Annotated in this window: 2 protein-coding genes; both read right to left on the bottom strand. The window is 75.3% G+C overall.

All coding sequences use genetic code 11. The features are described from left to right. A partial coding sequence (locus tag FGF04_RS09365; protein WP_149510821.1) for a non-ribosomal peptide synthetase occupies positions 1–9,412 on the bottom strand: 9,412 nt, incomplete at its 3' end. Then, positions 9,412–12,816, bottom strand: a 3,405-nt coding sequence (locus FGF04_RS09360) for a non-ribosomal peptide synthetase (protein WP_149510803.1), incomplete at its 5' end; no start/stop codon positions are given. The genes FGF04_RS09365 and FGF04_RS09360, both read right to left, overlap by 1 nt.

Raw genomic sequence — 12,816 nt, 5'->3', positions numbered from 1 at the left:
GTGTGGGGTGGGGCGCCGCGTCGGGGAGGCCGCTGTCGGACGGGTCGCTGTCGGAGGGGCCGCCGGGCCGGTCGGCGTCGATCACGCGGGCGATCCGCTCGACGTGCCGGCCGGTGACGATCTCGTAGTGCGTGGCTTGTACGTGGTGCACGCGGGCGGGCTCGGGGAGGAGCGCCGTCCACTCCCCGGCCGCGGACGGGACGGGCGGGGCGAGCGGCAGGTCGGCCGTGGCCTCGGTGGCCAGCCACAGGGCACTGGGCGTACGCGTCACGCGGGGCGCGGTGTGGCCGGTCATCGCGGAGATGTTGGCCCGGCAGCAGTGCGCGAGGCGCTCGGCGTAGGTGTGACCTGTTGCTGTCGTTGTTGCTGTCGGGGCCGAGGCCGACTGGGCTCCGTTGCCGAGCAGTTCGCGCTGGAAGACGGCGCGCAGGGCGTCCTCGTCCAGGCCGTCCGGCGGCAGCGGCGGGGCGTGGGGTGCTGGCGGGTCCACGAGGTACAGCCCCGCCAGGGGACGGCCCTGTGCCTCGGCGGCCGCGGCCATGGAGTGGGCGACCAGGGCGCCGAACGACCAGCCGGCGAGCCGCAGGCGCACCTCCGCCGCGGGGAAGCGGGCCTGCAGCGCGGCCAGGTAGCGGTCGGCCCGCTCGGCGACCGACCAGGGCGGCAGACCCGGATCGCGCAGGGCGGGGTCGGGGACGAGGCAGACCGTGGTGCGCCCGTCCAGGGCCGAGACCAGTGGCCGGTAGGCCTGGATGTCGCCGCCGACCGGGTGGATCACGCACAGGACGTCCCGGTCGTCGCCGCGCTGCCAGGTCTCGACGGTGACCGGGTCGCCGTCGGGCTCCTCGGTCCGTACGGGGCGGTCCAGGTGACCGAGGAGGTCGTTGACGCTCACCTGGTGGCCGAGCCGGGAGAGTTCGAGGTCGACGCCGTACAGGCGCTTCACCTCGGAGAGCAGGTCCAGCAGGGTGAGGGAGTCCGCGCCCAGGTCGTACAGGGACGCTGCCGGGTCCAGGGTGTCCGTGCCCAGCAACTCGCGGGCGGCTTCGATCAGTTCGGCGGAATCAGGGCCAGGGAGAGGGACCGGGGCGCCGGTCGCCGGTGCTGGTGCGGTATGTGGAGCGGGCTCCGGCGTGGGCCCTGGCCCCGCCCCGCGCTCCGGCTCCGGCTCGTAGAAGTAGCGGGCGCTCTCCAGCGGCGTGGTCGAGACGAGCAGGTGGGGCAGCTGGAGCTCCATGGCGTCGGCGAAGGCGCGCAGGCCCTCGGCGGTCGACAGTCCCGTCCGCAGGTGCGCCTGGTGGCGGGCGTCGGCGCCGAGGACGTCGCGTGCCATGCCGGCGTCCCGCCAGATGTCCCAGCCGACGCTCAGCCGCACGGTCGGTGTCGCCGCTGCGGCTGCCGTCGCTGTCGCCGTCGCCGGGGAGGCGTCCCCGTCGTGGTGGGCGAAGGCGTCGAGCACCCCGTTCGCCGCCGCGTAGTCGAACTGGCCGACCCCGCCGAAGAGCGCCGACAGGGACGAGCAGTAGACGGCGTAGCGCGGCCGGTGGCGGGCGATCAGCCGCTCGGTGAGCAGCGCGGCGCGCAGTTTCGCCCGGCTCGCGCCGCGCATGGCCTCGCTGTCGCGGCGGACCAGCAGGGAACCGGCCGCGCCGTCCGCCGCGTGCACGATGCCGTGCAGGGTGCCGGTGTGCGGTGCGAGCCGTTCCAGCAGCTCGTCGAGCGGTTCCTCGGCGAGGTCGGCCGCCACCGGCGTGACGCGGTCGGACCACGGGGCGAGGGCGGGCGGCAGCTGGGCGCGCCGGGCGAGCAGCACGACGTGCCCGTCGGTGTGTTCCAGCAGCCAGGAGGCCACGCCGGCGCCGATCCCGCCGGTGCCGCCGAGGACGAGGTGCGTGCCGCCGCCTTCCAGGAGCCCCGTGGACCCGTGCGGGAGCGGACGCGGTACGGACCGGGTCACCGGCCGCCACCAGTAGCCGCCGCGCAGGGCGGTGCGGGGCTCCGCACCGTCCGGCGCGGGGGTGGTGTCGGTGAGCACGAGCGGCAACAGGTGGGCCCAGGTGGACGGTTCGGCGTCGGGGAGATCGATCCAGCGGGCGTCCAGGCCGAGTTCCTGGCGCGGCACCTCCACGGCCGCGGTCAGCAGCCCCAGTTCGGGGCGCGCCACCCGGCCCGTCACCGGCTGCGCGCCGTACGACAGCCACCAGACGCGCGGGCGGGTGCCGGACGGCAGGTCCGCCACCGCCTGGCACAGCGCGGCGGTCTGGTCGAGGCAGACGCGCCGCGCCTCCTCCAACGAGTCCTCGCCGACCGGCCCTTCGACGCCGAGGGGCAGTGCGTGCAGCCACTCGACCCCGTCCGGCGCGTCGCGCCCGACGTCCTGGAGCAGGAGGGCCAGCGAGGCGGGGTCGGCGGGGTCGACCTCGTAGCGGTCGGTCCCGAGGCGGCCGTACGCGCGCCCGGCCGTGACGTGGACGACGCGGCCGTGGGCGGAGTGCAGGGCCTTCCAGTCGACCGGGCTCGAACCGCCGGCGGTGACGACGACCACCGGCCGCCCGGACAGGGCCCCGGTGTACGGGACGGCCCGTCGGGTCCGGGTCCACTCGCTCTGGTGCAGCCACGCCTCCTCGGGCAGCCTGTCCGGCGCCCCGCCCTGCGGGACGGCGCGCGGGAAGTCGTACTCCGCGAGGGCGAAGGCGGGCGGCGGGAAGTCCCACGGCGGGGGAGCGGGCCGCCCGCCCGGCGCCCGGCGGTCGGCCCCTTCAGTAACCCCGGCCGGAGCGCCGCCCGTGCCCCCGGCACCCTCCGTCCTCTCGATGTCCACCGTTCCTCCGGCCACCGCACGCAGCCACTCCACGGCCGTTCCGGCGTCCGGGCGGACGGCCGCGACCCGGTGGGTCCGCACCGGCCGCCCGTCCCGCAGATGGCGCAGGACCTGAGCGTACGTCGACGGCGCGGCGGCCAGGTGGTCGGCGATGCGCCGGGCGTCCGCACGCAGCGCCTGCTCACTGCTCGCGGACAGCACCAGCGGGTCCGCGTCCGGCGCGGCGGGCGGGTGCGCCGCCCCGGGAGCCCCGTACTGCTCCAGGACCAGATGGGCGTTGGTGCCGCCGATGCCGAAACTGCTGACGGCGGCGACGCGCGGGCGCCCCTCCGGCCAGGGCTGCGCGGCGGTCGGGATGCGGAAGGGCGCCGGGTCGCCGCCGATCTCCGGGTTGAGGCGCCGGAAGTCGACATTGGGCGGGATCACCCCGTGGTGGACGGCGAGGGCCGCCCGTACGAGGCCGACGACGCCCGCGGCCGCGCCCAGGTGGCCGATCTGGCTCTTCACGGAGGACAGCGCGCACGCGGCGGAGTCGGGCAGGTCGAGCGCCTGGCGCAGCGCGGCGACCTCGACCGGGTCGCCGAGCCGGGTGCCGGTGCCGTGCGCCTCGACGTACCCGAGGTCGGCGCCGGTACGGCCGCTGCGCCGCAGCGCGCTCCGGATGACCTCCCGCTGCCCGGACACGGAGGGCGCGCTGTACCCGAGCTTCGCCGCCCCGTCGTTGTTGAGGGCGGACCCCGTGACGACCGCGTAGACGGTGTCGCCGTCGCGTTCGGCCAGGCGCAGCGGCTTGAGCACCACCACGCCGACGCCGCTGGCCCCGACGGTGCCCGCGGCGTCGTCGCTGAAGGGCCGGCAGTGGCCGTCGGGCGAGAAGATGTGCTGCGGCCGGTAGGTGTACCCGTCCGTCAGTAGGGTGTCGACCAGCACTCCGCCGGCCAGCATCACGTCGGCCTCGCCCTGCCGCAGCAGCCCGGCCGCGACGTGCACCCCCACCAGGGAGCTGGCGCAGGCGGCCTGCACGGTGAAGGCCGGGCCGGTCAGCCCCAGGTGGTACGCCGCCTTCGTGGCGAGGAAGTCCTTGTCGTGGTGCAGGGCCAGGCGGAAGCCGTCCGGGAGGGCGGCGGGGTCGGCCTCGCGCAGCATGGACTGGAAGTACGTGTTCTCGCCGCAGCCCGCTATCAGGCCGACGCGCCCGCCGGCCGGGTCGGCGATACCGGCGTGGGCGAGTGCTTCGACACAGCTCATCAGCAGGTGCCGTTGCTGGGGGTCCATCAGCCGCGCCTCCTGCGGGCTGATCCCGAAGTGGCCCGGGTCGAAGGAGAGCAGGCCGTCCAGCTGGCTGCGGGCGCCGACGCGGCCCCGCGGCGCCGGGAAGTGCTCGATGCCCCGTCCGCCGGTCTCGACCATCCGCCAGAACGACGCCAGGTCGGGGGCGCCGGGCAGCCGTACGGCCATGCCGATCACGGCGATCGGCTCGTCCGCGGCCATCGGCCCGTCCGGGGCCACCGGTGCGTGCGCGGTCACCGGTTCGTCCGCGGCGGACTCCCGCCCGCCCGGCGCGTCGAGGAACCTGCTCAGGCTGCGTACGGTGACGTGCTCGAAGAGGTCGGCCACCGTGAAGGACAGGCCCAGTTCGACCTCGCAGCGCAGCTGGAAGCGCATCAGGTCGAGACTGCGGGCGCCCGCGTCGAAGAACCGCTGGTCAGGAAGGACCTGCTTGCCGGTGACCGCGGCGAACAGCGCGCACAGCCGGGCCTCCTGCGCGGACGCGGGGGGTTCCGCGGTGTCCGGGAGTAGCAGTTCACGGCCCTGGGCGGTCACGGCGCGGCGGTCGAGCTTGCCGCTGGGCGTGCGCGGCAGCGCGTCCACCCGGCGGAAGGAGCGGATGCGGGCATGAGGGGGCAGCTGCTCGGCGAGGTGGGCAGTGAGGTCCCGCATGTCGGGGTCGTCGCCGCGGCACTGCAGGAGGGCCACGAGGGAGTCGCCGTCACGGGCCACCAGGGCGCCGACGACCGAGGGATGGCGCAGGAGGGCGGCCTCCAGGTGCCCCAGTTCCAGCCGGTGACCGCTGATCTTGATCTGGTCGTCGTCCCGGCCGTCGTAGTGCAGCAGTCCCGCGTCGTCGAAGTGCGCGAGGTCGCCGCTGCGGTAGAACGTCCCCTGCCCGCCCGGCGGTTCGGTGAAGCGGGTGCGGTTGAGCTCCGCGTCGTTCAGATAGCAGGGCGCGGCCATCGGACCGCCGATCAGCAGATGGCCGACGGCCCCCGGCGGCAGCGGTTCGTCGTGGTCGTCCACTACCCGCAGCACCGCACCGGCCACCGGGCGGCCGATGGCCGGACGGGTGGGCCACCGCTCCGGGTCGCCGTCCAGGCACAGGGCGCTGACGACGTGTGTCTCGGTGGGCCCGTAGTGGTTGAACAGCCGCGCGCCGGTCAGTCCGGCGAACCAGCGGCGGATCGCGTCGGTGCACACCAGCTGCTCGCCCGCGGTGACCACCTCACGCAGCCGGGAGGGGAAGCGGCCCAGGTGGACGGCGTGTTCGGCCAGCAGCTGCAGGGCGACGAAGGGGAGGAAGAGCCGTTCGACGCGGGCCTCTTCGAGCTGGTCGAGCAGGGCGGGCAGGTCCTGCCGCCACTCGGGGCGCACGAGGTGCAGGCGGCCGCCCGAGCACAGCGTGCCGAAGATCTCCTGGAAGGAGACGTCGAAGGACAGCATGGAGAACTGCTGGGTGACCGCGGGCCCGCCCAGACCGCCCTCCTCCGCCTGCCAGTGCAGCAGGTTGCACAGGGTCAGGTCCGGTACGTCGACGCCCTTCGGGGTGCCGGTCGAGCCCGAGGTGAACAGCGTGTAGAGCGGCCGTAGTCCCGCGTGGGGCGCGGGTGCCGGGGCCGCCGGTGCGCTGCCGGACAGGTCGACGGTGTGGCGGGGCAGCTCCGGTGGGGCGATCGCGTCCACGTCCGCCGCCGCGCCGGGCGCGGTCAGGACGCACAGGGGGGSCGCGTCGTCCAGGACCCGGCGCAGCAGGGCCGGCGGATAGGCCGGATCGAGCGGTACGACGGTGAGGTTGAGCCGTGCGGCGGCCAGCAGGGCCACCACGTGCTCGGCGGACGGCGGCAGGTGCAAGGCTATCCGGGCCGGTGCGGCCGGATCGGACGGCACCGGGAGCCGGGCCGACAGCTCGGCCGCCAACGCTCCCGCGCGGTCGTCCAGTTGCGTGTAGGTCAGGGTGCGGTCGCCGGTGGTCAGGGCCGGTGCGTGCGGGGTCCGCCGCACCTGCCGCGCGAAGCCCTCCGCCACGGTGGTGTACGCCGGGGCGCTCAGCGGACCGCGTCCCGGATCGGGGAGCGTACGCCGGTAGGGCGCCACCAGCTCCGCCAGTGTGGACTCCCCGCCGCCGCTCCCGTCCCCGTACTCGCCGCTCCCGTCCTCACCGCTCCCGGAGTCGGCGGTGAGCAGGTCGATCGCCCGCTCGAAGAGCTGGTGCGCGGAGGCCACCAGCCCGTCGTCGAAGCGCTCCGCGGCGTACTCCCACAGGCAGTCGAAACCGGTGTCCCGCTCGACGACGGAGAGCGTGAGCGCGCACTTGGTGTCGGTGGGCCGCGGCCAGAGGGGACGCACCCGGCACCCCGGCAGGGAGAGCGCGCCGAAGTCGGTGTTCTCCAGGACGAACATGAAGTCGAAGAGCGGGCCGCCGCCGAAGTCGTGGTCGGTCAGCACGTCGGCGAGCGCCACGTCCTGCCGGTCCAGGATCCGCTGCACCTCGGAGGCCTGCCGCACGAGCTGGCGGCGCACCCCGACGCCCGGCTCCAGCCGCAGCGGCAGCAGCACGGTGTTGGCGAACATGCCGACGGTGGAGGCGAATTCACCGACCGGCCGCCCCGAGACCGGACCGGCGACGAGCGGACGCGTCCGGCCCGTCACGCCGTACAGGCTCCAGGAGAACGCCGCCAGCAGGAGCTGGAAGCGGGTGAGTCCGAGCTCCGCGCCCAGGCGGTCGAGACGGGAGCGCCGGCCGGCGTCGAGGGACGCGGTCAGCAGCCGTGCCCCGGCGCCGTCGGACGCGTCGGACGCGTCGGCGGTGTCCGGTGCGACGGACCCGGCGGGCGCCGGCTCCAGGGCCGCGTAGTGCCGGCGCAGCGCCGACCGCTGCTCCTGGTAGGACGGTTCGAGGTGCCAGCGCCGCTGCCACAGGGCGAAGTCGGCGGGCGTCCGGCGGGGACCGTCCTCCTGTCCGGCGCCGGCCGTGCCCGCGACGAAGGACGTCAGGTCCTGGAAGAGGACGTTCAGGGACCAGCCGTCGACGGCGATGTGGTGCAGGTGGAGCAGCAGGACCGCGCCGTCGTGCGTGGGCAGCAGGCCCGCCCGCAGCATCCGCGCCGCGCCGAGGTCGAAGGGGGTGGCGAAGAACCGCCGCGCCGCCGGCTCCCAGTCCGCACCGTCACTGTCACCGTCGAGGGCACCGGTCGGCTCCCACGGGTCGAAGGGGTCGCCGACCTCCTGGACGAGCCCTTCCGGGGTGGGGCGGAAGGCCGTGCGCAGCGCGGGGTGCTCGACGACCAGCCGGGTGAGCGCCGCGCGCAGGGCGGCCTCGTCGACGGTCCCCTCCAGGCGGAAGGCGAGCGGCACGTCGTACGCGCGGCTGTGCGGATCGCTCTGGTGGAGGAGCCACAGGCGCTGCTGTTCGGACGTGGCCGGTGCGCGGCCGTGTCCGCCCGCCTCGGGCACCGGCGGGTACGGCGACCGCCGCGCCCCGGAGACGCCGGAGGTGACGGCCTCCGCCAGGGTGGCGAAGTCCTCGCGCAGCACGACGGCCTGGGGCACCTCGACGTCCCAGCGCCGCCGCAGCAGGAAGCGCAGCCGCAGCGCTTTGAGGGAGTCACCGCCCTGGGGTATCCAGCGGTCGTCGGGCCGCAGACCGGACACGCCGAGCATGCTCTCCACCAGGTCCAGCACCTCGCGCTGCGCGCCGGTCACCTCGACGTCCGCGGCCGGCGGGCGGCGCCACACCGGTGCCGCCGAGCCGAGCAGGGCGGCGTCGTCGACCTTGCCGTTGGCGTTGCGCGGCAGGGCGTCCACGAGATGGGTGCGGTGCGGGCGCATGTACGACGGCAGGGCGGCCGCCAGATGGCGTTCGTACGCGTCGTGCGTCAGCTCGGCACCCAGCACCAGGTAGGCCAGCAGTTCGTGGGCGCCGTCCACGTCGCGCCGGGTGCAGACGCGGGCCTGCCGGACGGCGGGGTGCGCGGCGAGCTGCCGCTCGACCTCGCCGGGCTCGATGCGGAAGCCGCGCACCTTCACCTGGCGGTCCGCGCGCCCGACGAAGGTGAGCAGCCCCGCGCCGTCACGGCGTACCAGGTCGCCGGTGCGGTACCAGACCGCGCGGCCCGCGTCGTGCCACGGCAGGGTCACGAAGCGCTGTGCCGTCTCCTCGGGCAGGTTGCGGTAGCCCGCCGCCAGTCCGGCGCCGGACAGGTACAGCTCACCCACCTCGCCGGTGTGTGCGGCGCGCGGTCCGTCGGCGACGACGAGGGCGTCCGTGTCCGGCAGCGGCCGTCCCACGGGGACGGTGTCGCCGTCGAAGTCGCGGGGCACGGGGTGGTGCAGGGCGAAGGTCGTGGTCTCGGTGGGCCCGTAGGCGTTGACCAGGCACGTCGTGGTGGCGGGGTTGTCCCGGTACCACTTCCTGACGCGGGTGGCGTTGAGCTGCTCGCCGCCGATCAGGACCCGGCCGACGGAGTCGAAGCAGTGCGGCACGGCGTCGGTCACGGCGTTGAAGAGGGCCGCGGTGACGAAGAGGGCGTCGATGCGCTCCCGCCGCAGCACCTCGGCGAACAGGTCGGGGTCCTGCACCTGCCCGTCGCCCAGGACGACACAGGTCCCGCCGGTCAGCAGCGGCACCCAGACCTCGTAACTCAGCGCGTCGAAGGCCGGGTTGGAGATGCTCGCGTACCGCTCGCCGGCGGCGGGGGAGAGGAAGCCGGGGTCGGCCAGGCGCAGGATGCCGGCGTCCCTCACCTCGACGCCCTTGGGCCGGCCGGTGGTGCCCGAGGTGTAGAAGAGGAACGAGGTGGCCGCGTCCGTGGCGGGGGTGGCCTCGTCGAAGGGGCCCGCGTCCGGCTCCGTGCCCGCGTTGTGCTCTGCGCCCGCGTCCGGCTCCGCGCCGGTGTCCGGGAGACCGGTCCCGAGGAGGCCGGCGACGTCCAGCGGCCGGACCCGGTCGGTGCCGGACGCGTCGGCCGTACCGGTGCCGTCCTGTACGAGGGCGACGGCCGACGAGTCGTCGAGGATGTGGCGGCGCCGCCCGGCGGGGCTCTGCGCGTCGAGCGGCACCACGGTGGCGCCGGCCCGGCGGACGCCGAGCATGACGCACACCAGCTGCCAGGACCGCGGCAGGCGGACCGCGACGGCCTGTCCCGGCTCGACGCCGTGCGCCCGCAGCCCGCGGGCCACGCGGAGGGAGGCGCGGTCGAGGTCGGCGTAGCTGAGGGTGCGGTCGCCGTCGACCACGGCGGGTGCGTCGGGGGTGCGGCGCGCCCGGTCGAGGACGGCCCCGGCCAGCAGGGGACCCGGCGTGGACGGGCGGGACATCACGCCTCCTCGGCGACGGCGGGCGCGGCGGACCGCGCGAGTGCGGCGGGCTCGGTACGTCCGGCGGACTCGGCGGGCCGGACGGAATCGGTACGTAGGACGGACTCGGGACGTCCGCCAGGCCTGGCACGGCCGGTGAGCTCGGCGAGTTCGGCGGCCAGGACGGCGCAGACCCGCGGCGCGGTCTCGCCCTCCAGCACCTCCCAGTGGTCGCAGTCCAGCAGCTCGACCCGGAAGCCGCCCTCCGCGCGCCGCCGCCAGAAGTCGCGCACCTCGGGCAGGGACGCCGGGTCGGTGGTGGTGCCGCCCACCGCCTGGACCAGGACGAGACGGGCCGGTGACGGGGCCGGCAGGTGGTCGCGGGCCGTCATGCGGTTGTGGTTGTAGATGCGGAAGTACTGCTCGATCTGCTCGTCCTCGATGCCCGGGTACATGCCGTTGAACTTCACGAGCTTGTCGCGGAACTCGGCCCGGTCCACGGGCGCGACGGCGGCGCGCACCGCGGCGTCCTCGGTGGCCTGGGTGTCGAGCAGCACGACACCCACGTCGGTGCGTCCGGCCCGCGCCAGGCGGCGCCCCATCTCGTGCGCGACCAGCCCGCCGTAGGAGAGACCGGTCAGGACGAGGGGGCCGTCGCCGAACGGTTCGATCAGCCGCAGATACGCCTCGGCCATCGCCTCGATGTCGGGGAGGGGCTCCTCGCCGGGGTTGACCCCGGGGGACTGGATCCCGTACAGGCCGACGTCCGCGGGGAGCGTCCGGCCCAGCGGGAGGTAGCAGAACGCGGTGCCGCCGGCCGGGTGGACGCACACCACGTTCCCGGCGGTGCCCTGCCGGAACTCGATGAGGTTGCTCGGCGGGGCTCCGGAGCGGCCGCGGCGCACGAGTCCGCCCAGCCCTTCGATCGTCGGGTGCAGGATGATGTCCCGGACGGGGAGCGCCGTGCCGAACGCCTCGCGGACGCCGTGCGCCAGCTTGATGGCCGACAGGCTGGTGCCCCCGATGTCGAAGAAGCTGTCGCCGATGCCGAAGTCCTGGTTCAGCAGGATGCCCCGCCATATCCGGTGGAGCGTCAGCTCGATGTGGTCGCGCGGGGTCTCCGTGTTGACCTGGCCCGAGTCGGCCGCGGCCGCCTCGCGCAGCAGGGCCGCGCGGTCCAGCTTGCCGTTGCGGCTCAGCGGCAGGACGGGCAGCTCGACGACGAGCGTCGGGAGCATGTAGTCCGGCAGCCGCTCGGCCAGGGCCGTGCGCCACTCGTGCGGGGTCCTGGCGGATGCGTCGCCGCGGGCCACCGCCGCCACCAGCCGGGGTTCGCCGCCGGTGTCCGGGTCGACCACCACGGCCGCCTCGCGCACCCCCGGCTGCGCGAGCAGCGCGGCCTCGATCTCGGCCGGTTCGATGCGGAAGCCGCGCAGCTTCACCTGGTCGTCGACGCGCCCCGCGTAGACGGCTTCGCCGTCGGGCAGGCGCCGGGCCAGGTCGCCGGTGCGGTACACGCGCTCGCCGGGCAGGAAGGGGTCGGGCAGGAAGCGCTCGGCGGTCAGGTCGGGGCGGTGCAGGTAGCCGGCGGCGAGGCTCGCGCCTCCGAGGTAGACCTCTCCCGTGACGCCGACGGGCACCGGCTCCCCCTCCTCGTCGAGGAGGTACATCCGGGTTCCGGCGAGCGGCCGTCCGATCGGGGCCGGCCGGTCGAGGGGCCGCGGGTCGTAGTACGCCGTGCTGTAGAGCGTCGCCTCGGTCGGCCCGTAGCCGAAGCAGACCCGCAGGCCCGGGAGGTGCTCGCCCATGCGGTGCAGCGCCGCCTCCGGCAGGGACTCCACGCCGGTGAGCAGGTGGCGCAGCGCCAGCCCGTCGAGGCGCTTGGCCGGCTCCTCGTCGATCCACCGGACGTAGGAGGGCGGCAGGAACGCCTGCACGATGCGGTGCTCCCGCATCCACCGCACGAGTTCCTCCGGGTCGCCGCGCAGGTCCTCGGGGACCAGGTGCAGTGCGGCGCCCGTCGTCAGCGGCAGCAGCACCTCGTGCACCGAGGCGTCGAAACCGATGCTCGACCACGCGGAGGTGGCCTCGCCCGGTGTCGCGCCCATGCGCTCCAGCCAGTTGTCGAACAGGTTGAGGACACTGCCCTGCGTGACGGCCACGCCCTTGGGCCGGCCGGTCGAGCCGGACGTGTAGAGCACGTAGGCGAGGCGTTCGGTGTCCGGCGCGGCCGGGGACGGGACACCGTCGTCCGGTATCGCCCCGGCCGCTGCTTCGCCCTCCGCCTCGACCGCCGTCAGGTCGTGCCAGTCGGCCGGCCTCCCGTCGGCGGGGAGGTCGCTCAGCACCAGGGCGGGGGCCGCGTCCTCGACCATCGCGGCGAGCCGCGCGGGCGGCTGGGCCGGATCGAGCGGCAGATAGGCGGCGCCCGCCTTCAGGACGCCGAGCACGCCCACGACCAGTTCGACGCTGCGGCCGGTGTGCAGCCCGACGACGGAGCCGGGACCCACCCCGCGGCCGGTGAGGGCGCGGGCGAGCCGCCCGGCCCGTGCGGCGAGGGCGGCGTAGTCGAGCCGTTCGCCGCCGCAGACCAGCGCCGTCCGCCCGGGACGGGCCGCGACCTGCGCCTCGAACCGCTCCACCAGTCCGCCGGGGCGCGCCGGCTCCATCAGCGGCCCGCCGTCGGCGAGCTCCGTGAGCAGCAGGTGCCGCTCCTGGTCGTCCATCAGCCTCAGCGTGCCGACGCGCGCCTCCGGCCGGGCCGCCATGTCGGTCAGCAGGTGCCGCAGCTGACGTACGTACCGGCGCACGGTCTCCTCGTCGAACAGCGCCGACGCGTAGTCCAGGTGGCCCACGACCCGGCCCTGCGACTCGGTCAGCGACAGCGCGAGGTCGAACTTGGCCGGCGCATGCGGGATGTCGAGCGGGGCGACGTCTAGGCCGGGCAGCTCCAGCAGTCCGCCGCGCTCCGGGACCCAGGCGCACATCGTCTGGAACAGCGGTGTGTGGGCGGCGCTGCGGACCGGGTTGACGAGTTCGACGATGCGCTCGAAGGGCAGGTCCTGGTGGTCGAGCGCGTCGCGCAGCACACCGCGTACGTGACCCAGTGCCTCGCCCGCCGTCTGCGTGCGGGAGAAGCGGGCGCGCAGGGGGAGCGTGTTGACGAAGAAGCCGATGAGGCCCGACACGTCCTTCTGCCGCCGGTTGGCCGTCGGGGTGCCCACGACGACGTCCCCGCGGCCGCTCAGCCGCGACATGAGCAGCGACCAGCCGGTCAGGACGGCGACGAACAGCGTGCCCCCGTGCTGCCGGGCCAGGGCCTTCAGGGCGGCGGTCAGTTCGGCGTCCAGGGTGAACTCCACGCGGGCTCCGCGCAGGTCCTGCTGCGCCGGGCGCGGCCGGTCGGTGGGCGGGCCGGACAGGGG

The sequence above is a fragment of the Streptomyces apricus genome (genome assembly GCF_008369065.1).
GTDB lineage: Bacteria > Actinomycetota > Actinomycetes > Streptomycetales > Streptomycetaceae > Streptomyces > Streptomyces apricus.
The sequence above is the reverse complement of the archived record's forward strand: the minus strand, read 5'-3'. Positions and strand labels throughout refer to the sequence as shown.